A 21208-nucleotide genomic window follows, 5' to 3' on the forward strand; every position below is an offset into this window, starting at 1 on the left:
CCTCAATCGCGTCTGAGACTATAGGTCCATGTGGGAAGCGTCGCATCCCGCGACAGGCAATAGCCTTCGGCATCGCCCAGATATTTGAAACCGCAATTCGTCAACACCCGCGCCGAGGCGGCATTGCCCTGGAACACGGTGGCAAAGAAGGTCTTGCAGCGCAGCGGATTGACCTCGATCAGCGCCTGCACCGCCTCCGAGGCGATGCCGCTGTTCCAAAACTGCGGCGCGACCCAATAGCCAAGCTCGCAAGCCTCGTCATCCACATGCTTGAGCCCGATCACTCCAAGCAGCTCGGCACCGCCCGATTTGGTGGCGTCAATGGCCCAGGCATCCTCGCTCCGCTCTGCCGACTGACAGCGGGCGATAAAGGCCTCCGTCGTGCCGGGCGGCAAGGGATGCGGGATCGAGCTGGTCATGCGCGCCACGCGCAGATCGCCCGTGTGCAGCGCAATGAGCCCCGCGTCCGACACCTGCAACGGGCGCAGCTGATAGCGTTCCGTCTCAATGACGGCTTGTTGAGTGATAGGTTCTAAAATCATGCTTCTCCTCCTCCGAGCAGCACATACAGGACCGAAAGCACCGTCAGTGCCGCCAAGGTCCACATCAAATAGGTTTCGGCCCGCGTTCCGGCAACCAGCCGCGCCACCCTATCGCCCGCCAGCGCCCACAAAGGATGCAGCACGAGCTGACAGGAAAAGAGCACCAAGGCGATGCCAAACGTGGCCTCGATCGCGGACGTCCCTTCGTCCACGAAATTGGTAAATCCCCCAATGATCATCGCCCAGGCCTTGGGGTTGAGCGGATGCACCCAAAGCCCCGCCACCAGCCCCGGCACGCGCGCGCCCTCTTCCCCCGGCGCGATACGTGTGTTGGCCACTTTCCAGGCAAGCCAGAAAATATAGGCGATGGCAGCCCAGCGCAGCGCGCCGAACACCACCGGATAGTCGCGCAGCCAGACCATAAGCCCCAGACCCAGCGGCCAGATGATCAGCTGCTTTCCCAACACCACACCGCCCACGAAAGGCAGCGCCGCCCGAAATCCGAACCGCGCGCCGGTGCCCATCAACGCCATGTTCGCCGGGCCGGGGGTACCGACCTGACTGGCGGCGAAGACCGCGAAACTGGCAAGGGCGACGCTCATCTGAACGGTCTTTCTTCAATCGGGTGGGGTTGGAAAACAGAAAGGGGACCGGCTCTGCCGATCCCCCCTCAAGTCTCATGAAACCTTTAAGGTCGGCTTACTCCGCGGCCTCCGCCACTGGCAGAACCGAAATAAAGGTGCGGCCTTTGAGACCCTTGTGAAATTTCACAGAGCCTTCGACGGTCGCAAAGATGGTGTGATCTTTGCCCATGCCGACGCCATTACCGGGATACATCTTGGTGCCACGCTGACGCATGATGATGTTGCCGGGGATGACAGCTTCGCCGCCGTATTTCTTCACGCCAAGACGACGACCCGCAGAGTCGCGACCGTTACGGGAGGAACCGCCTGCTTTCTTATGTGCCATGCTTTCTCTCCTTAACCTTTGGTCATTTCTTTGGCCTGTTCGATCCAGCCTTCACGCTCGATCCGGCCTTTGAACGACAGTTTCTCGTCCATATCAGCAACATCCGCCTCGGTCCATGCCGCGATCTGGGCAAAGGTGGTGACACCGGCTTCATGCAGCTTCTTCTCCAGCGCGGGGCCAACGCCCGACAGCTGTTTCAGATCGTCGCCACCCGCGGCCGCTTTGGCCTTCTTGGGAGCGTCGGCTTTCTTCTCAGCTTTCTTTTCGGCTTTCTTGGCGGGCTTTTCAGCCGCGGCCACGGCCACACCGGCCACCGAACCTGCGCCGATCGCTGCTTTCACGCCGCTCTTCTCCGCCCCTTTTTCAAGGATGTCGGTGATGCGCAGCAGGGTCAGCTGTTGACGGTGACCTTTGGTGCGCTGCGAGCCGTGCTTACGACGACGCTTGACGAAGTGGATGAGCTTGTCACCCTTGATCTGATCGACCACTTCCGCCTGAACGGCCGCGCCGTCGACCAGCGGAGCACCGAGAACCGGCTTGTCGCCGCCCAGCATCAGCACTTCGTTGAATTGAACTTTTTCACCGGCATCCGCCGCAAGCTTTTCAACCTTCAGCACATCGCCGGATTGAACCTTGTATTGCTTGCCGCCGGTTTTGAGAACCGCAAACATATTTGCTTCCTTCGTGTTTCCGCGTTCTGTGGTCCCCTTGCGGGTGTTCACGGCCCTTGGGCCACCTCGAACAGCGCGCCCCGTTCGGAGCGTCATGTCATACATCCCGCACGGGCCAAGGCCCGCCGGGTTGCGCGCTTATTGAGGAGTGCCAGACAAAAGTCAAGCGCGTTTCCCGAGGCTTTCGCCCCCATGGCCCAGAAATCCCCGCGCCCCGGCTCAGAGCTCTTCGCTGCGCACAAACTCCGCGAGGCCACGCCCCAGCAAAAAGCTGTGCAGATCATAGAGCCCGTTGAACGTCTCAAAGAGCGCCGCATTGAGCGCCCGCCCCGGCGTGCCCTGCCAAAACGCGATATAGGCGTCGAGATCCCCGGGCGGCAAGGGCTCATAGGCAAGCATGAGATAGCCGCCGAGCCAACCCAGCGTGTCGAGCCGGATATCCTCTTCCTGCGCCCAGACATCGCGGATCATCGCCTCTTCGCTGTCGTCATAGCTGCCACCGCTGGCCAGCCCGCGCAGAAACATCAGATTGGCGTTGAGCATGCCCGAGGCATTGCGCTCCACCAGATCGCTATCGGCCATGAGCTGCTGGACCTGCGCCGCGATCTCTTTGCCGTCCTCTTCGGCCAGCTCATAGCGCAGAATGGCCGCCTCTTCGGCCCCCTCCGCCATCAAGGCCCGCCGCGCGGCGAGCTCGAGCGTGACAATCCGCTGCCCCCGCGCGCTTTCAAAAAACGCAACCATCGGCCCAAGGTCCTGCCCCTCGAGCGCCGCCGCCATATCCTGCGCGATCACCTCTTCCATCGCCGCTTGGTCGTAAATCCGGCCCACCAGCGCGGTCCAACCCGCCCCGGCAGGCTCGCCGGTATAATCCGAGACCAACCCCTCGGCATGGCGCAGACCCTCTTCGCGCATGAGCGCTGCGGTCTCCCCCATCTGCAACGCCACCAAGAGCGCATCGAGATCCCCCGCCGCCCGCGCCGCACCCGGCAGGCACAGCACCACGGCAAGCGCCGCAGCCTTCAGATCACGCAGCCGGAGGGGAATGGTCAAATTTCCTGACCCTGCCGCAGCTTGGCCAGACGCGGCGCGAGCCGTTCGAGCCGGTTCGCCATGACCTCATATTGAACGGCATTCAGCAATTCATAGACCCTTTGCATCTCCGGCTCGGCCAGCGCGTCCGCATAGCGCGCGATCTCCTCGTCGGAAAACTCCTGATAGACCCGCGCCGCATGGGCGAGGTTGGCCGCCCGCAGCTCCTCGCGGAGCGCCTCATAGCCCGTCGCCATCTGCGCCCGCAACATGCCTTCGTCAAGCTCAACCTCGAAAAGCCCCGCCTCCGAGGCCGCCATCAGGAACCGGACCTGAATATCCTGCACCGCCCGCGCCGACACGCCCTGCGCGTCAATGCCAAAGGCCAGCCGCTCCAGCTCTGCCCGCCGCGTCTTGCTGACATCGCTCAGAATCGCCTCGGCCTCGGCCTCCCGCTCGGGGCTGCTCTCTTCGACATGGCTGGCGTTTTCCACCGCCACCAGACGCTGGCCCAGGTCACTGCCGTAAAACGCCACCGCCTCTTCGCGCATCTTGTCGCTGAGATTGGGCTCGAGCATGGTCATCGCCAGATCCTGCAGCTTGGCCTCCTCATAGAGATCCGCCACCTGGGCCTGCCAATTCTGCGCAAACTCTTCTTCCGGCAGGCCGAGCATCACCGGCGCATCCTTCATCTGCGACTGCACGCTGGTGATCGCCACGTCAAAGCCGGTGACCTGCAGAAACTCGCGAATCTCCGCCCGTTCCGCCGCCACGGCCGCGCCCGCGCCAAGCCCCAGCCCCACCGCGGGCGCCACGCCAAACACCAGCATCGGCGCGGTCAGCGCCGCCAATCCCGCCTGACGCAGCTGACGCATCCGGGCAAACGGCCTGATATGGGAAGGGTTCATTGTCATAACGCACCTCTGGTCTGTGTCGAAACGGAACTGTCTCTGTCAGACTTAGGAGATTTCTCTTCACTCGCAATGCAAATCCCTCTTGCCACCCCGGACAAAGGCAATTAAACGCCCCCCACAGACCCCCGCGGAGAGGTGCCGGAGTGGTCGAACGGGGCGGTCTCGAAAACCGTTGAGCCTTTACGGGTTCCCAGGGTTCGAATCCCTGTCTCTCCGCCACTATCCCCTGAAATGATTAAAAATTAATCCGCCCAGCCCCTGGGCCGGCATAACGATCAGGCCGCCCTCTGGACGCGACATCAGGCAGGTCCGAGCCGCACCCGCCCATCTGTCGCGCGCGCCCGCCCGACGCCCATAGGCACTCTCCCGCCGATTTCGGGCGACCGTATCTGCTCAGCCAGCAGATCCCCTCCACATCGAAGGTTTCTCTCGCCAGATATGGTGCGCCGCGATCGCCTCGCGCCATCTGGCCGCGCCTCTTAGGTCGGTCGAGGGTGACGCGCCCCCTATACTTCTTTCAACTGATAGAATGGCGACGTTATCAAACCCGCTTCGTCAATGGCGGCTTTCAAACGGTCCGACACGTAGAAGTTAAACCCTGAAATGCCAGTCTCGGGCGTGACAAGCCCCCGCCAGATATGGTGATCCCCGATCACGCTGCGCGACATCGCGATCCCATGTGCATAGGTTTTCTTGGGGCGTTTCATCTTTTCGATTCGGATAGATCTTTCCCAGCAATCCGGATCGCTTTTTTCCCGATCCCAAGCGTCCAGTTGCGTCAGGACCCGAAGCGTAAAATACGTGTCTGGAAACTCCGCCCCCGAGGGCTGTTTGATCGTGATCGGTCGAAACTGATGCCGTCCTGGCTCTAGTCTCTCGATTACGTCCCTTAATCGTTCGGTGACAGCAATACCCAGTCCTAGAAGGATGACATCACCCAAACTCTTATATGGTTTCGCCAGCACAAAAATTTTCGGCAACAGATCCTCGTCTATCGGTAGCAAACCTCCAAGGCAGTCATCGATGAATGCCGATTTAAACTGTGGAAAAAACTCATGCGTAGTCGCCCCGTTGGCCGACATTTCGTTAAAGCGCTGCTCAAGATGCTCCCAATAGCCCGGCATGTCAGCATCCGGGAGAAATTTTCCAAAGCTTGCCGAGTTGTCAAACCCATAGACCATGTTGCGTCTCCACGATTTTTTCTCTTTGGCCAAAGCTAAGAGAACATTGTTTTCCCCGCCCCCAGACGGCGCATGATTGCTCCCCCGGCGCTCTATTCCTCGCGAAAGGCTTGCATGAGCTGCTCTTCAAACGGCTTCACCAGATAGCTCAGAACCGTGCGCTCCCCGGTCTGCACATAGGCCTCCACCGGCATGCCGGGCACCAACTCACGATCCCCCAAGCGGCCAAGCTCCTCCGCCGTGACCTCCACGGTCACGCGAAAATAATGTTGGCCGGTCACCTCATCCATCACCGAACTGGGCGAAATATCCGCCACCTGACCAGAGAGCTCGGGCATGGTGCGCGCGTTGAACGCCGGAAACCGCAGCTTTGTATGAACTCTTCTTTCAACAAATGTCTTGGCGGCAATGCAAATTCGGTCATGGTTAAACTCACTATTGGCTCAAATTCCGAGACTTGTCATAGTCGGTTGCCGCGGAAAGCAACGCGACCACCTTGGTGTAGATGTCCTGGATGTCGCGAAGGTGCTGCCCATGAAAACTCAGCAAAGCATCCCTGTTTTGGGGCAACCAAATGCGGGCCCCGCAGAGTGCTCCTCCTGCAGCTTTCGCATGCGCGAAGCAGCTTGCACTGCCCAATATCGCGCCGGATCTGTCGTAGATCACATACCGGTCGCTGTCTTCTTTTCCCACCGAACAGCCGCGCAGGTAGGAGTATTTGCCTGGATGCGACCCCAGCCCCCTTGACCGCAGCTCGGTTTCGGCAGCCTGAATCTCGGTGTCATTTGGCGCGCGCAGCAGGAAGATACCCGGAAACACCTCACGACCAGGTCGGCAGATGAAGCGTGCGTATTTGTCGATGTTGGAGGAAAACGACAGCTCGGGCTCGATATACTGCCCTGATCCGTAAATGACCGGCAGCGCATTCAGGGCAACACGCAGGATCGAATGTTTTGGCTCATCATACGGGTTCTCGACCAGCGCAAGGTCAGGCAGCTTCACCGAAAAAGACAGGTTCCAGTTGTTTTTCCAAGCCGGGTTCTGCTCAATCTGTTCTTCAGTCCGCAACAGATCTGGATTACTTACATACATGCCCTTTGGAAAGCGCAGCACCCAAACCGGGTCATCCTCAGTGCCGCGCACATCATCCGCGCCCCGGTCGATCAGCTGATATTCGACGGACCCATCGGCAAGCGTCACCGGGGGGATGAACAACGGGCTGGGACGGGGCGGCCACCACATGGCAATGACCATATATCCAACCATCAAGAAGGTGATCGCAATCAACACTTTCTTCATAGGGAACCTTTGAGTATTGGCACGTAGGCGATTTGTCGGATTAGGCTGGAGTTCTCACAGGTTTTTCAGCCGCATTGGCCTGCGACGCGCCCATCTTTTCCAGCGTCTCTTTGTCCACCAGACGGCCGATGATCGGATGCAGGCGCAGGTCGCCCTCTTTCACCACCTGTTTGAAATTGGCGAGCACGCTGGCGGTGATCTTGCGGTCCTGCGCGATCACATCGATGAGCCAATTGGTCTCGCCGCTCGTCCAATCCTCGGGCTTGAGGCGCAGCGGCCAGACGCCATTGCGAATTTGCTCGCGGATCTTGGCATCGACTTCTTCCGACACGCTGGCCCAGATCGCGAGGCCGCTGATATCGGCAAGATCGCCGCGCTCCTTGTCCGCCGGATAGGCAATGGCGAGCCGGTCGCGGATCAGCGGGTCGAGCACCAGATGCTGCAGATCGGCAAGCGTCTGATGCCGATAGCGCGGCAGCGCCATCATCGCCATCACCACCTTGCCAAAGCTCTCGCGCATCTGCACGCGCAGCTGGGCAATCTTGACAATGATTTCGGGATCGATTTCTGAGGAACTGTCAGGCTCGGGTTTTGGATTGGCCGATTTGGTCAAATGCGCTCCACGGGTTACTCGTTAACAATACACAACCGATGTAGATCACAGGCCACGCCGCAGGATCAAGACAATTTGAAATGTCTTCAACCCTAAGATTATTCTACTAAAATATACGCACATTCGCATGCCCTGCACGGCGCAGTTCTGTGAATGGTGAGCGTTAACCTGTGATCGCCGCCGTCAAAAAGCTCGTCAAAAGCGCAGAGCCAGATCCGGGGAATCGCCAAATTCCAAACCAGGCGCGCCGCAAACCCGCAGCACAGCCCGTTTCAGTCAGCCATCAGGAAAAATGGTGGGTGATAAGAGATTCGAACTCCTGACATCTTCGATGTGAACGAAGCGCTCTACCACTGAGCTAATCACCCGTGCGCCGCTCTTTAGCGCTACTCGGCGTCGTCTGCAACCGTCTCTTTGTCATCTTTTTCATTCGGCTTGGCCTGACGTATTTTCGCGATGATGATCCGGGCCCCGGCGCTGTCCTTGACGCGGTTCTGCTTGATCTTGCCCAGCGGCGGCAAATTGATCTCGCGCCCCTGCGCGAGCGCCTCGCCAATCACCTCGAGCGCCGCCTCGATGGCGGGCTTCACCTGGTTCTTCTTGATCCCCGACCGATCCGCCGTCTTCTTGAACAGCTCCTGCTTCTTGAGCTGCGGCCCGCCGTCCCCGGCCGTGACCTGCGTGGTCTCGGTCGGCTGCACCACAGAGGCCACCGGTGGCTTCACCGGGCTGGCGATCTTGGCGGCGGGCGGTGCCGGCACATGCGAGGTCGAGGGTTTCGCCACAGCGGCCGGCGGCGCCACGGAGGGCGGCGGCGTCACCGAGGCCAGAGGTGCGGACACCTTGGCGTCAGTCTTGGCCGCCGCTGGCTTGGCGGCTGGCTTGGCGGCTTTGCCCGCTTTCGATGCGGATTTGCGCGCAGTCTTGGCGGATGATTTGCGGGTGGTCCGGCCTGTCATGTTTCTTCGCCTCTTGTTTTGCTCTGAGGTGACGATACCGCCCAAACCGTATCGAAACCATCAATTTGTTGCGAGAGCCCCGCGCCCTCGCAATTTCGCAGAGATGGCCACGCGCGCCGCGCCTTCCGTGAGATCGCGCACAAAAACCGCCTTACACCTAAGCCAGGCCCAGCCCAAATCGCGCACTGTCGTGATACCGTCGCAATACCGACAGATTACCGACGTGGCATTTCGGGGCCATCCAGCCCCTAGCGCCCCTTGAAGAGCCCGCCCAGAATCCCCCGCACGATCCGTCGTCCGGTGGTGCCCTTGAGCTCCTTGATCACCATCCCCGTGATCGCCTTGCCGATAGAGCTGCCGATACCATCCTCGGTCCGCGTGCTGCGCCCCGAGCTGGATCGCCCGACCCGCTGCCCGGCATAGCGACGGCCCGCGTTGAACTCGCGCTCGGCCACCGTCTGCTCTTCGGCCTGCGCCTCTGCCGCATCCGCCTCGCGCGCCGCCTCTTCGGCCCGCGCCTTGAGCATCTCGAAGGCCGAGACCCGATCGACCACCGTCTCGTATTTCCCCGCCACCGGCGAGCCCGCGATCACCTGCGCCCGCGCCGCATCACTGATCGGGCCGAGCTGCGACGACGGCGGCCGGATCAGCGTCCGCTCGACCACCCCCGGCACGCCCTTTTCGGCCAGCATCGAGGTCACCGCCTCGCCAACCCCGACATCGCGAATGGCATCCGCAGTGTCGAACCGCGCATTGGGGCGATAGGTCTCTGCCGCCCGTTTGAGCGCCTTGCGATCCCGCGCGGTAAAGGCGCGCAGCGCATGCTGCACCCGGTTGCCGAGCTGGCCGAGAATATCCTCGGGCACATCATCAGGGTTCTGCGTGATGAAATAGACACCCACCCCTTTGGACCGGATAAGCCGCGCGACTTGCTCGACTTTTTCCACCAGCGCCTTGGGCGCGTCATCAAAGAGAAGATGCGCCTCGTCAAAGAAAAACACGAGCTTGGGCTTGTCCGGATCGCCCACCTCGGGCAGCGTTTCAAAGAGCTCGGACAAGAGCCACAGCAGGAAGGTCGCATAGAGCCGCGGCGCGCCCATGAGCTTGTCAGCGGCGAGGATATTGATCCGCCCCTGCCCCTCGGGCGTCACCTGCATCAGATCCGCAAGCTCCAGCGCCGGCTCGCCGAAAAACGCGTTGCCGCCCTGATTTTCGAGCACCAAGAGCTGTCGCTGAATGGCCCCGACAGACTGGGTCGAGACATTGCCATAGCGCAGCGAAATCGCCTCGCGGTTCTCGCCGACCCAGACCAGAAGCGCCTGCAGATCCTTGAGATCCAGAAGCGGCATCCCCTCCTCATCGGCGATCCGAAAGGCGATGTTCATGATGCCTTCCTGCGCCTCGCTGAGCTCCATCAACCGGCTGAGCAGCAAAGGCCCCATCTCGGCCACCGTGGTGCGCACCGGATGGCCAGACGCGCCATAGAGATCCCAGAAGGTAACCGGAAAGGCGCTATAGCTGAACGTGTCAAACCCGATCGTCGCCGCCCGTTTGGTAAAGGCCTGATGCAGCTTGTGATCGACGCTCCCAGAGGCCGCCAGCCCCGACAGATCGCCCTTCACATCCGACAGGAACACCGGCACCCCGGCGGCGGAAAACCCTTCGGCCAGGATCTGCAAGGTCACCGTCTTGCCGGTCCCCGTGGCCCCCGCGATCAACCCGTGCCGGTTGGCATAATCGAGCCGCAGCCCCTGCGCGGTGCCATAGTCGGGCCCGCCCCCGCCGATAAAGACCTGATCTGCCACGTGATACCCCTGCATTCCCTGTTGCGACGGTCCAAACATACTAACTTAACCTTTCCCTGCCAGTATGAAATGCGTCCGATGCCACATGTCCTCTTGGGATCGGACAGACTTCCTCCCTGTCAGACTGGCCGCATCTTCGGATGCGGCCTTTTTTCGCCAGAGCCATCGCCGGACCAGGCTGTGACTATCGCGCCGCAAAAAGACACATTTTTGCCTGTTGACGATTTGTCGCATCTGTCCTAGCGTCGGCATCACAAACTAAGTCGGCCAGTCCGGCAGGGAGAGAATCGAGAAAGGAGCCGCAAGGTTCCTTTTTCTTTTTGGCGGGTTACAACCCAAAGCTGTTGCACCACATGCAACCGGCATTCGACCCCGGCCAAACCCCTTACGCAGAGGGGCGCAGGGTCGGCACAGCGGCGGATTTCTGCCTTGAACTGCTGGCGGGGCTGGCATTAACTCCTGACAAGAATGGCGCGGCATGATAGAGCGCCCAAGACCAATCCGAACCTGATTTGATGGGGAAAATATGCTGAAGACGCTTTCGATGACAACGCTGAGCGCATTGCTGATCGGCACTGCACCTGTGTTCGCACAAGAGACGACGACCGACACCACCGCCGCCGAAGCCACCGCAGCCGAAACACAAGGTCAGGACGCAGGAACCGACACCTCGGGCACCGCCACCGATCAGGACACGGCCGAGGCCGGCGAAAAGCCCTCCAACCTCGACATGGGCCGCGAAACCCAGGAAGAGCCGACCTATATCAAGGAAACCATCGGCGACTGGCAAATGCGCTGCTTCCGCTCGGAAGGCGAAGAAGACCCCTGCCAGATGTTCCAGCTTCTCAAGGAACAGCAGGGCAACCCGATTGCCGAGTTTGCGATCTTCCGCATCAAGGACGGCGGCCCTGCCGTGGCCGGTGCGACCGTGACCGTGCCGCTCTTCACCCTGCTCACCGCCGAACTCAAGATCGGCGTCGATGGCGCCAAGGCCAAGAGCTATCCGTTCCGCTTCTGCAGCCAGACCGGCTGCACCGCGCAGATCGGCCTGACCCAGGCGGATGTGGACGCGTTCAAACGCGGCGCCAAGGCCATCGTGACCATCACCCCGGCCCAGGCCCCCGATCAGAAAGTGGCGATCGACGCCTCGCTCTCGGGCTTCACCAAAGCCTTTGACGCGGTCAGCGTGATCCAGAACTGATCTCTCGCAGACCCCGGAAAACAAGAAACCCCCGCGCCATCCGGCCCGGGGGTTTTTTTCATGTCAGAGGCTCGGATTGACGGCCTACGGATTGACGGCCTACGGGTTAGCGGCCTACGGGTTGGCGGCCTGAGCCCTGCCTCACGCCACCCGGCGCAGCGCCAGAACCGCGTTCAGCCCGCCAAAGGCAAAGGCATTGCTCAGCGCCACGTCGATCTTGGCCTCGCGCGCCTCGTTCGGCACGACATCGAGCGCACATTCCGGGTCCGGCTCCTGATAGCCGATGGTGGGCGCCACGATCCCGTCGCGCAGCGCCATGATACATGCCAAAAGCTCGATCGCGCCGGTCCCGCCGATCACATGACCATGCATCGACTTGGTCGAGGACATGAGCAGATTGTCGGCATGATGCCCGAACACATCCGCCACCGCGGCGCATTCGGTCTTGTCATTCGCCGCCGTGCCGGTGCCATGGGCGTTGATATAGCCCACCTCTTCGGCATTGACCTTGGCATCGCGCATCGCGCCGGAAATCGCCCGCGCCGCGCCTTGCTTGGAGGGCATGACAATATCCGAGGCATCCGAGGTCATGGCATAGCCGATGACTTCGGCGAGGATCTCGGCGCCGCGCGCACGCGCATGCTCATATTCCTCAAAGACAAAGATGCCGGCCCCCTCGCCCTGCACCATGCCGTTGCGATTGGCCGAGAACGGCCGGCAGGCGTCGCGCGACATGACGCGCAGCCCTTCCCAGGCCTTCACCCCACCAAAGCAGAGGATCGATTCAGAGCCGCCAGTGACCATCACCGGGCAGGCCCCGCCATGCACCATCTGAAACGCCTGCGCCATCGCGTGATTGGACGAGGAACAGGCGGTCGAGACGGTAAAGCTCGGCCCCATGAGATTATACTGCATCGCCACATGGCTCGCGGCGGCATTGTTCATGAGCTTCGGCACCACGAAGGGGTGAATGCGGTTCTTGCCCTCTTCATAGACCGAGCGGTAATTCTCATCGAGCGTGGTCATCCCGCCGCCCGAATTGCCGAGCACAACGCCCGACCGGGTCGCCAGCTCACCATCAAAGGTGAGCCCCGATTGCGCAATCGCCTCGCGCGCCGCCACAAGGGTAAACTGGGTGAACCGGTCGAACAGCGCCATCTGCTGGCGATTGAACATCTCTTCCGGCTCGAAATCCTTGACCTGCCCGCCGATCCGAATACCGAGCCGCTCGACATCGCGCAGCTCGAGCTCGCCAATGCCACAGCGCCCCTCGCGCATCGCTTCGAGCGTGCCGGGCACGTCATGCGCAAGCGCGTTGATCGTGCCCGCGCCTGTGATGACGACCCGCTTCACGAATGCTGTTCCGCGACCAGTTTCTCGATCCCGGCAACGATGGTCGCCACGCTGGAAATATCGAAATCGCTCTCGGTGGGCTCATTCGCATTGAAGGGCACGGTGATGTCAAAGGCCTCTTCAATGGCAAAGATGCTCTCCACCAGCCCGAGACTGTCGATCCCCAGATCTTCGAGCGTGCTCTCCATCGTCACATCCGATGGCTCCAGCACAGCCTGTTCAGCGATGATCTCGATCACACGGTCTTGAATGTTCTTGGTCATATCAACTGCCCTCCGGCGCGCCTGTTTGCGCTGATTTAGTCGGTCTGAGCTGTCTTGGAAACAGCTTTCTTGAGCCCGGCCACGTCCTGAAACAGGCGGCCAAGGCGGCGCATATGCTTATACATCTCGATATGGGTGTCCATTTTGACGGCCGGATAGCCCAGGATCACCCGCCCTGCGGGCACCTTGCTGAGGATCTTGGTGCCGCCCCCGGCGATGACCCGATCCCCCACGGTGATATTGTCGCTGACGCCCACCTGACCGGCCAGAACCACATTGCTGCCGATCCGGGTCGACCCGGCAATCCCCACCTGACCGCAGAGCAACGTATCGCTGCCGACGATCACGTTATGGGCCACCATCACCAGATTATCGATCTTGGTGCGGTCGCCCACTTCGGTATCGCGAATGGTGCCCCGGTCGATGGTGGCATTGGCGCCGATCTCGACATCATCGCCGATCCGCACCGAGCCCAGCGAATGGATGCGCACATAGCTCTGCGCCGTGGCCTCGCCCTGATCGCCGAGCGACGCCCGCGCCTGCTCGACCCCCGAGACCTCGGGCGTGACAAAGGAGAACCCGTCACCGCCAATGGCCGCCCCGGGCTGGATGAACACCCGCGCCCCGATCCGCACCCGCGCGGCGATCTTGACGCCCTCGCGGATCACCCCGCTGTCGCCGATCTGCGCCTCCGCCCCGATGGTCACATTCGGGCCGATCCGCGTGCCCGCCCCGATCCGCGCCCGCGCGCCGATCACGCTCAGCGGTCCGACCGTAACGCCGTCGCCGAGCTCGGCCGTGGCATCAACCACCGCCGAGGGGTGAACCCCCTCGCCCCAGCCTTCGCCCGGATCCATCATCGCGGTGAGCCCCGCCATCGCAAATCGCGGACGCGGCGCAATCAGCGCGGCCTTGAGGCCCAGCGCCTGCCAATCCGCCCCATCCCAGAGCATCGCCGCCCGCGCCTTGCCCTGCGGCAGCGCCTCGGCATAGGCGGGCTTGGTGGCCAGAGCCAGATCATCCGGCCCCGCATCCGCAGGTTCGGCCAGCCGGGCAATGCGAAGACTCGTATCGCCAAAGGCCTCGGCCCCAAGTGATGCAGCAATTTCGGCTATCGTATAGGACATGCGTACCCCCGTCATTCGGGGCCCGGTTTACCCGCGAACCGCCGCCAGTGAAACCCCTGCCTGTTGCAGCGCCGACCATATCCTTGCGTCACGGCCATAGACATCGTTGCGGTACTGCATCGGCCCTTTGGCCTGGGTGAACGCGGTGCGGTAGATAATATGCACCGGCACCTGTTTCTTGAGCCGCACCTGCGTCTGCTGCCCGGTGTTCAGCACCCGGTGGAAAAAGCCCTTGGGGTCCTCTTCCTGCCGCGCCAGAAGCGCATAGGCGAAATCGAACGGATCCTGCAGCCGGATACAGCCATGGCTGAAATCCCGCTTGTTGCGCTGGAACAGGCTCTTGGCGGGCGTGTCATGCAGGTAGATGTTGTATTTGTTCGGGAACATGAACTTGACCAGACCGAGCGCATTGCGGTTCGACGGCGGCTGCTTCAGCGCAAAGGGAAAGGTCCGCGCCGTATAGGCGTTAAAGTTCACATTGGCCCGGCTCACCTGCTGACCACGGCTGTTATAGAGCTTGAGATGCCCAGCCGCATTCGGGTTGCGCTGCATCTGCGGCAGGTATTCCTTGACGGTGATGGAGCGCGGCACATTCCACGTCGGATTGATCTCCATATATTCCATCACATCCGAGAATTCCGGGCTGCGCCGGTCGCTATCATTGAGCCCGATCACCGCGCGCGTCTGAAAGGTCACCTCGTCATGATCGACGATCCGGGCGCTGAAATCGGTGAGGTTCACCAGAACATGACGGTCGCCGCGCGGCTGGTTGATCCAGCGTTCGCGCTCCATCGCCACGAGGATCGACTTGAGCCGCGTCTCGACGGATGTGTTGATCTCGGCCACCGTGGCCGCCCCCGCATCGCCATCCGCCACGAGACCATGCGCCGCCTGAAAGGCCTGCACGGCCTCGGCAAGCTTGGCATCATACTCCTGCGACGCGCTGCGCGGCATGAACCCCATGATCACGAGACGGTTGCGCATCGCCACCACCGCCGGCCCCGACTGGCCGCGTTTGAGCGATTTGGCAGGCACTTCCGGGCCAAAGCCCCCCTGCAGCATCAGCGCCTCGAGCCGCAGTTTTTCGCGCAGAAGACGGCTGTATTCGGCGTTCTTCGGCGGCAGGCTCCGGAAAAACCCGCGCGGATTGCTGGTCGAGAAATTGGTCAGATGGGCGACGCGGCTGCGATAAGGCACCTGCCGGACGATCTCGCGGTCGACCTTGGCGGGCACGAGCATCCCGGTCTGCAGATCCCGCGCCAGCAATAGCATGGTGCGGCTCAGCTCCACCTCGAGCATGCCGATCTCGCGCGGCGACCGCGCCGACCGGATCATCGTCATCAGCTCCAGCTCGCGATACCGCTCGCGGGGCAGCCCATGCGCCTCGGCCAGATCGAAGGCCTCAAACAGCGCCCGACGCCGCGTGCGGTCCGCCTCGCTGTCATTGGTCCAGATGCCCCGGTAATCATTCGCCCGGTAAAAGGCCGAGAGATCATCGTCGCGGGCGGCCGCCTCTGCCACCGCCTGCTTATAGGCCGTGACCTGCGCCGCGGCCCGGTCGCTGGTCAAAACCAGCCCCGCCGCGACAAAAGCAATCATGTAGAAAAAACGCGTAAATCGAAATGCAGCAGCAGTCTTAAACATCATATCCCCGTCTTCGTTGTCGCGTTAACTTTTGGGCGACACTCGGTTGTCCATCATCTAAACACTAGGGCGAAAGTCCACGTCAAATTGCCCTCGCCCGCAATTTGCCGACAGGCTGCGGCACCGCTGCATCGCCTCTGGGCAAATCCGCCACGCGGATCGGGAAATGCGCGGAAATATGCCCAAATCCCCTTGAATGCCGGGAACAAAAGAAAACTGGGTTGGTTACCGATTCTTTATATGTCATAGCTAGTCTCGCATCTGGGGATGAGATGAACGCCTCCGCGGCACAGCGGAGCACAGGCAAGCGACGGACAGGCGCAGTACATATGACAGAATTCACAAAGACCGGCGTGACACGGCGCGCCCTCTTGGGAGCTTTTGCAGCAACCACCCTGGCAGCGGCTCCTACATACTCCAACGCAGCAGGCTTTCTTCGGGGCGCGGGCGACATTCGCCGCCTCAAGATGGTCTCGAGCCGGACAGGCGAACAGATCGACACGATCTACTGGATCGAAGGCGAGTATATCAAAGACGCGGTGCAGGAAATCTCCTACTTCATGCGCGACTGGCGTCTCGATGCGGTCAAACCCATCGACACCCGCACCATCGACATCATGGCCGCCGCGCATGCGCTGGTCGACACCACCGAACCTTACAAAATGCTCTCGGGCTACCGCAGCTCGAAGACCAACGCGATGCTCCGCTCGCGCTCGCGCAACGTGGCGCGCCAATCCCTCCACATCACAGGCCAGGCCGCTGATCTCCGTCTCAGCTCGCGCTCGGTCGCACAGCTGAGCCAAGCCGCGCAATCTTGCCGTGCCGGTGGCGTTGGCCGCTACTACCGCTCGAACTTCGTCCACATGGATTGTGGCGACCTGCGCAGCTGGAACGGCTGATCCAAGATTTTCCCTCCAAGGAAAGCGCCGGCCCCTCGGGGCCGGTTTTTTTATGCGCCAATCCCTCAAATGCGAAATAGAAAACGCCGCCCCCGGGGGGACGGCGCCACTTCTTTCCGTAAAATTCGATGGACAGGGAGGCGGCTCAGGAGGCCGCCGCCAGCGCCCGTTCCCGCGCCTCGCGCAGCCGCGCGAAATCATCGCCCGCGTGATAGCTCGACCGGGTGAGCGGCGTCGCCGACACCATCAAGAACCCCTTGCCCTTCGCCGCCTTCTCATAAGCCGCGAATTCCTCGGGCGTCACGAACCGGTCCAGCGTGTGATGTTTGGGCGTCGGCTGCAGATATTGACCGATGGTCAGGAAATCGATCTGCGCCGCGCGCATGTCATCCATCACCTGATGCACCTGCTGGCGCGTCTCCCCGAGACCCACCATGATTCCAGACTTGGTAAAGATCGACGGGTCCATCTCCTTGACCCGCTGCAAGAGCCGCAGCGAATGGAAATACCGCGCCCCCGGCCGCACCTCGGGATAGAGCCCCGGCACGGTTTCGAGATTGTGGTTGAACACATCCGGCTTGGCCTCGACCACCAGTTCGAGCACCGCAGGATCGCAATTGATGAAGTCCGGCGTCAGAATCTCGATCGTGGTGCCCGGGCTGCGATGCCGGATCGCCCGGATCGTCTGGGCGAAATGTTCGGCCCCGCCATCCTTGACGTCATCGCGGTCGACGCTGGTCACCACCACATGATTAAGCCCGAGCTTTTGCACCGCATCGGCCACGCGCCCCGGCTCGAACGGATCGAGATCCTCAGGCGGCTTGCCGGTGGCGATGTTGCAAAAGGTGCAGGCGCGGGTACAGACCTCGCCCATGATCATCATCGTGGCGTGGCCCTGATTCCAACATTCGCCGACATTCGGGCATCCGGCCTCTTCGCACACGGTCACAAGTTTGTGATCGCGCATGATCTTCCGGGTCTCCATATAGCCCTTGCCGACCGGCGCTTTGACCCTGATCCACTTGGGTTTCTTGGGCTGCGCGTTGTCAGGCCTATGGGCTTTTTCCGGGTGCCGCTGGTCCGGCAATTTGAGGTCGCGCACAGGAATTTCCCCGCCAATCATTTGATAACTATCTCTAAGTATAGTGATGGGCGGTGGGAAGTGCCAGTCGCGCTCGCCTGGATTGCAGTCGCTGCATGACGGGCATGTTTTTAACGAGTACCCACCGTTCAAGTCCTCATAAGTTGTGCGCGTTATGTGGCGCGCCCCGGCGGCTCTTTTGGGTTGTCGGGGCGTCTTGCTTTTAGGGGGGGGGGCAGATCGGACCTAGCCGAGCGCATGTGGCGGCTCCCGCGTCGCGGTCACCAGCCGCTCGCCCACATCGCGCAGCACCTGCGCCAGCTCGGCAAACCAGTCCCCGCCCTGCGTGCCCTTGCGGCGCACCAGCGCGATCCGCCGCCCCGGCTCGGGCGCGGCAAATCGGCAAAGCTCCACCCCCGGCGCGGCGCGGCATTCGGTCGGCGCCGCCAACTCGGGCATGAGGGTGAGCCCGAACCCCGCCGCCACCAGCCGCGTCAGCGTCGCCAGCGACGACGCGCCCATATCAATCCGCCCGGCCGAGCCTCCCGAGGCACGACCAGATTGACCAGATTGCCCGCGCCCCAGATGGCAGAGCTCCAGCGCCTGCTCGGTCAGGCAATGCCCATCCTCCAACAGCAGCAAAGGCGAGGTCACCAAGGCATCCGGGCGCAGGCTCTCGACCCGCGCCCCAAGCGCTGCAATCCGCGCCGGGCTGCCCGCCAAGAGAAACCGATCCTCAAAGAGATCCTCGGCATGAAGCCCGGTCTCCTCCACCGGCAGCGCCACCACCGCCGCATCGAGATGCCCGGCCTGCAGATCCGCCAAGAGCCGCGCGGTCTTGCCCTCAAGCACCTGAACATCCAGTGAAATATCCCGGCTCCGCAACATCTCGAGCGTGTCGGGCAACAGATAGGGCGCCAGGGTCGGAATGATCCCGAGCCGCAGCCGCCCCGACAGGCCTCCCTCCCAACGCGCCGCCTCTTCGAGCGCCTGCATCTCCTGATGCACCCGCTCGGCATGTTCCAGAATGCGCCGCCCGAACGGGGTCAGCACCACATCCCGCGATTGCCGCTCCACCAAAGGCTTGCCAAGCTGCGCCTCCATCTCGCGGATCTGCACCGACAGCGCCGGCTGCGAGACATTCACCATTTCCGCCGCCCGGCCAAAATGCCGCTGCGCCGCCAAGGCGCGAAAATAGGTCACTTGTCGATATGTAATGTTCATAGTTTTTGATTATCGAAAAAAGAAGAAACTGCAATTGGATTTTATGGCCCCACTCGCAGAAACTCCGCTTAGAACGATTCCAAGGCCAGATCTGACGGCGGGCGCTGCGCCCCATGTCAGACGCGGTCCAACCCACGCACTACCTACCGGAGGTCCCATGGACGGCGATATCAAATGCCCTTTCGCAACCAAGAAACAGGTCACGAACAAGGATTGGTGGCCTGACCAGCTCAACGTCAAGATCCTGCATCAGCACGGCAAATCGCCGAGCCCGATGAGCGGCGAATTCAACTATGCCGAAGAGTTCAAGAAACTCGATCTCGACGCCGTCAAACAGGACATCTTTGCCCTGATGAAGGACAGCCAGGACTGGTGGCCCGCCGACTATGGCCATTACGGCCCGCTCTTCATCCGTATGGCCTGGCACTCGGCCGGGACCTACCGCGCCGCCGATGGTCGCGGCGGTGGCAACACCGGCAACCAGCGCTTCGCGCCGCTCAACTCCTGGCCCGACAACGGCAACCTCGACAAGGCCCGCCGCCTGCTCTGGCCGGTCAAAAAGAAATACGGCAACCGCCTGTCCTGGGCCGACCTGATGATCCTCGCCGGCAACTGCGCCATCGAATCCATGGGCGGCAAGGTCTTTGGCTTCGCCGGGGGCCGCGAAGACATCTATGAGCCCGAAGAAGACATCTACTGGGGCGCCGAAACCGAATGGCTCGCCACCTCGGACAAGCCCAACAGCCGCTACTCGGGCGAGCGTCAGCTCGACAACCCGCTGGCCGCCGTGCAGATGGGCCTGATCTACGTCAACCCCGAAGGTCCCGACGGCAACCCCGATCCCGTGGCCTCGGGCCGCGACGTGCGCGACACCTTCACCCGCATGGGCATGACCGACGAGGAAACCGTCGCTCTGGTCGCTGGCGGCCACACGTTCGGCAAGGCGCATGGCGCGGGCGATCCGATCTATGTCGGCCCAGAACCCGAAGCCTCCGACATGGCCGACATGGGCCTTGGCTGGAAAAACAGCTATGAAAGCGGCCTTGCCGTGCACACCACCACCTCGGGCATCGAAGGCGCCTGGAAACCCAACCCCACCACCTGGGACATGGGCTATTTCGACGTGCTCTTCGGCTATGAGTGGGAACTCACCAAGAGCCCCGCAGGCGCGCATCAGTGGATCGCCAAGGACGTCAAGCCCGAGCACATGGTCGAAGACGCCCATGACCCGAGCAAAAAGCACGCGCCTATGATGACCACCGCCGATATGTCGCTGCGTATGGATGAAGGCTTCGAGAAAATCTCGCGCGACTTCCATGCCAACCCCGACAAATTCGCCGATGCTTTCGCCCGCGCCTGGTTCAAGCTGACCCACCGCGACATGGGGCCGAAATCGCGTTACCTCGGGTCGGACGTGCCCGCCGAAGACCTGATCTGGCAGGACCCCCTGCCCGCCCGCGACTATGATCTGATCGATGCCTCCGACATCGCCCAGCTCAAAAAGGACATCGCGGCCACCGGTCTTTCGGTCGCCGATATGGTATCGACCGCCTGGGCTTCGGCCTCGACCTATCGCGGCTCGGACCATCGCGGCGGTGCCAATGGCGCGCGCATCCGTCTCGCGCCGCAAAAGGACTGGGAGGCCAATGAACCGGCCAAGCTGGCCAAGGTTCTGGACACGCTCGAAGGCGTTCAGACCGCCTTTAACAGCGCCCAGTCGGGCAAGGCGGTCTCGCTCGCCGATCTGATCGTGCTCGCCGGTGTGGTGGGTGTCGAAAAGGCCGCAGCGGACGCCGGTCACTCGGTCGAGGTGCCCTTCGCGCCGGGCCGCGTCGATGCCACCCAAGAGCAGACCGACACCGACAGCTTCGCCTATCTCGAGCCGGTGGCCGATGGCTTCCGCAACTACGGCTATGGCAAGTTCGACGTGCCGGCAGAGAAACTGCTCATCGACCGCGCCCAGCTTCTGACGCTCACCGCGCCGGAAATGGCTGTGCTCGTGGCCGGTCTGCGGGTGCTCGGCGCCAACCATGGCGACAGCAAACATGGCGTGCTCACCACCCGCGAGGGTCAGCTCACCAATGATTTCTTCGTGAACCTGCTGGATATGGGGATCGAGTGGAAATCGACGGATGAGAAACAGTCCGAATTCGAAGCGGTGGATCGCAAATCCGGCAAGACCGTCTGGACCGGCACCCGCAACGACCTCGTCTTCGGCTCCAACTCGCAGCTCCGCGCCGTGGCCGAACTCTATGGTCAGGACGATGCCGCCCCCCGCTTCGTGCGCGATTTCGTCGCCGCATGGACCAAGGTGATGAACGCCGATCGCTTCGATCTGGCCTGATCCCCAAGGGACAAAAAACCACAGGGGCGTCCCATCCGGGGCGCCCTTTTTCGTTGGACGTGGAGCGGCGAGGCCGCTACACCGCGC

At 61.9% G+C, this 21208-nt stretch carries 21 protein-coding genes and 2 tRNA genes; 4 read left to right on the forward strand and 19 right to left on the reverse strand.

Annotation, left to right across the window (positions count from 1 at the left end; genetic code table 11):
- Nucleotides 1–2 precede the first annotated feature (2 nt).
- From ISM_RS15945 to ISM_RS15970, 6 genes are all read right to left on the reverse strand, one after another.
- The gene (locus ISM_RS15945) at nt 3–542 is read right to left on the reverse strand and encodes a GNAT family N-acetyltransferase (protein ID WP_009815234.1); all 540 of its coding nucleotides are present in this window, start codon (nt 540–542) and stop codon (nt 3–5) included.
- The gene (locus ISM_RS15950) at nt 539–1144 is read right to left on the reverse strand and encodes a LysE family translocator (RefSeq protein WP_009815235.1); all 606 of its coding nucleotides are present in this window, start codon (nt 1142–1144) and stop codon (nt 539–541) included. The genes ISM_RS15945 and ISM_RS15950 overlap by 4 nt, the downstream gene beginning before the upstream one ends.
- A 97-nt stretch (nt 1145–1241) precedes the next feature.
- Entirely contained in the window at nt 1242–1511 is a 270-nt protein-coding gene (gene rpmA, locus ISM_RS15955) for a 50S ribosomal protein L27 (RefSeq protein ID WP_009815236.1), read from the reverse strand.
- Between the two features lie 11 nt (nt 1512–1522).
- Complete coding sequence (locus ISM_RS15960; protein ID WP_040618162.1) at nt 1523–2182, reverse strand: 50S ribosomal protein L21; 660 nt, start codon at nt 2180–2182, stop codon at nt 1523–1525.
- Nucleotides 2183–2401: 219 nt separating this feature from the next.
- Nucleotides 2402–3235 carry a DUF2059 domain-containing protein gene (locus tag ISM_RS15965; protein WP_009815238.1) on the reverse strand — a complete coding sequence of 278 codons (834 nt, stop codon included), beginning with the start codon at nt 3233–3235 and terminating at the stop codon, nt 2402–2404.
- On the reverse strand, nt 3232–4089 hold the full coding sequence (locus ISM_RS15970) for a DUF2059 domain-containing protein (RefSeq protein ID WP_009815239.1): 858 nt from the start codon (nt 4087–4089) through the stop codon (nt 3232–3234). The genes ISM_RS15965 and ISM_RS15970 overlap by 4 nt, the downstream gene beginning before the upstream one ends.
- 168 nt (nt 4090–4257) lie before the next feature.
- Here ISM_RS15970 and ISM_RS15975 point away from each other — a divergent pair.
- Nucleotides 4258–4347 (forward strand) — tRNA-Ser (locus ISM_RS15975).
- Nucleotides 4348–4634: 287 nt separating this feature from the next.
- Here the strand turns inward: ISM_RS15975 and ISM_RS15980 are convergent.
- The 7 genes from ISM_RS15980 to ISM_RS16015 all read right to left on the reverse strand — a co-directional run bounded on the left by ISM_RS15980 (nt 4635) and on the right by ISM_RS16015 (nt 10000).
- Nucleotides 4635–5309 (reverse strand): imm11 family protein, encoded by a 675-nt coding sequence (locus ISM_RS15980; RefSeq protein WP_009815240.1) that lies wholly within the window; start codon nt 5307–5309, stop codon nt 4635–4637.
- Between the two features lie 92 nt (nt 5310–5401).
- Nucleotides 5402–5725: a beta-barrel domain-containing protein gene (locus ISM_RS15985; protein WP_476705463.1), complete on the reverse strand. Its 324-nt coding sequence runs from the start codon at nt 5723–5725 to the stop codon at nt 5402–5404.
- 19 nt (nt 5726–5744) lie between these two features.
- Nucleotides 5745–6608: a hypothetical protein gene (locus tag ISM_RS15990; protein WP_009815242.1), complete on the reverse strand. Its 864-nt coding sequence runs from the start codon at nt 6606–6608 to the stop codon at nt 5745–5747.
- A 40-nt stretch (nt 6609–6648) separates the two neighbouring features.
- A complete protein-coding gene (locus ISM_RS15995) occupies nt 6649–7221 on the reverse strand; it encodes a toxin-activating lysine-acyltransferase (RefSeq protein ID WP_009815243.1) in 573 nt (190 codons plus the stop codon).
- A gap of 293 nt (nt 7222–7514) precedes the next feature.
- Nucleotides 7515–7589 (reverse strand) — tRNA-Val (locus tag ISM_RS16000).
- 18 nt (nt 7590–7607) lie between these two features.
- Complete coding sequence (locus tag ISM_RS18050; protein WP_009815244.1) at nt 7608–8180, reverse strand: HU family DNA-binding protein; 573 nt, start codon at nt 8178–8180, stop codon at nt 7608–7610.
- 248 nt (nt 8181–8428) lie between these two features.
- Entirely contained in the window at nt 8429–10000 is a 1572-nt protein-coding gene (locus tag ISM_RS16015; RefSeq protein WP_009815245.1) for a helicase HerA-like domain-containing protein, read from the reverse strand.
- Between the two features lie 511 nt (nt 10001–10511).
- Between ISM_RS16015 and ISM_RS16020 the strand changes: the two genes are divergently transcribed.
- Nucleotides 10512–11186, forward strand: coding sequence for an invasion associated locus B family protein (locus ISM_RS16020; RefSeq protein WP_009815246.1), 675 nt, complete (start codon nt 10512–10514; stop codon nt 11184–11186).
- A gap of 141 nt (nt 11187–11327) precedes the next feature.
- Here the strand turns inward: ISM_RS16020 and ISM_RS16025 are convergent, their stop codons facing one another.
- From ISM_RS16025 to ISM_RS16040, 4 genes are read right to left on the reverse strand one after another with little or no spacing between them, the layout of a single operon-like run.
- Nucleotides 11328–12539 carry a beta-ketoacyl-[acyl-carrier-protein] synthase family protein gene (locus tag ISM_RS16025; RefSeq protein ID WP_009815247.1) on the reverse strand — a complete coding sequence of 404 codons (1212 nt, stop codon included), beginning with the start codon at nt 12537–12539 and terminating at the stop codon, nt 11328–11330.
- Nucleotides 12536–12802 (reverse strand): acyl carrier protein, encoded by a 267-nt coding sequence (locus tag ISM_RS16030; protein ID WP_009815248.1) that lies wholly within the window; start codon nt 12800–12802, stop codon nt 12536–12538. Before ISM_RS16030 ends, ISM_RS16025 begins: the two co-directional genes overlap by 4 nt.
- A gap of 35 nt (nt 12803–12837) precedes the next feature.
- Nucleotides 12838–13929 carry a UDP-3-O-(3-hydroxymyristoyl)glucosamine N-acyltransferase gene (gene lpxD / locus ISM_RS16035; RefSeq protein WP_009815249.1) on the reverse strand — a complete coding sequence of 364 codons (1092 nt, stop codon included), beginning with the start codon at nt 13927–13929 and terminating at the stop codon, nt 12838–12840.
- A gap of 27 nt (nt 13930–13956) precedes the next feature.
- Entirely contained in the window at nt 13957–15528 is a 1572-nt protein-coding gene (locus ISM_RS16040; protein WP_009815250.1) for a L,D-transpeptidase family protein, read from the reverse strand.
- A gap of 374 nt (nt 15529–15902) precedes the next feature.
- Here ISM_RS16040 and mepK point away from each other — a divergent pair, with 374 nt between their 5' ends.
- Nucleotides 15903–16472, forward strand: coding sequence for a peptidoglycan L,D-endopeptidase MepK (gene mepK / locus ISM_RS16045; protein WP_040618163.1), 570 nt, complete (start codon nt 15903–15905; stop codon nt 16470–16472).
- 145 nt (nt 16473–16617) lie between these two features.
- Here the strand turns inward: mepK and lipA are convergent, their stop codons facing one another.
- Nucleotides 16618–17574: a lipoyl synthase gene (gene lipA / locus ISM_RS16050; RefSeq protein WP_040618164.1), complete on the reverse strand. Its 957-nt coding sequence runs from the start codon at nt 17572–17574 to the stop codon at nt 16618–16620.
- A 225-nt stretch (nt 17575–17799) separates the two neighbouring features.
- Nucleotides 17800–18777 carry a hydrogen peroxide-inducible genes activator gene (locus ISM_RS16055; protein WP_040618165.1) on the reverse strand — a complete coding sequence of 326 codons (978 nt, stop codon included), beginning with the start codon at nt 18775–18777 and terminating at the stop codon, nt 17800–17802.
- Nucleotides 18778–18934: 157 nt separating this feature from the next.
- Between ISM_RS16055 and katG the strand changes: the two genes are divergently transcribed.
- Nucleotides 18935–21121 carry a catalase/peroxidase HPI gene (gene katG, locus ISM_RS16060; protein ID WP_009815254.1) on the forward strand — a complete coding sequence of 729 codons (2187 nt, stop codon included), beginning with the start codon at nt 18935–18937 and terminating at the stop codon, nt 21119–21121.
- Nucleotides 21122–21208 lie beyond the last annotated feature (87 nt).

The sequence above is a fragment of the Roseovarius nubinhibens ISM genome, assembly GCF_000152625.1.
GTDB lineage: Bacteria > Pseudomonadota > Alphaproteobacteria > Rhodobacterales > Rhodobacteraceae > Roseovarius > Roseovarius nubinhibens.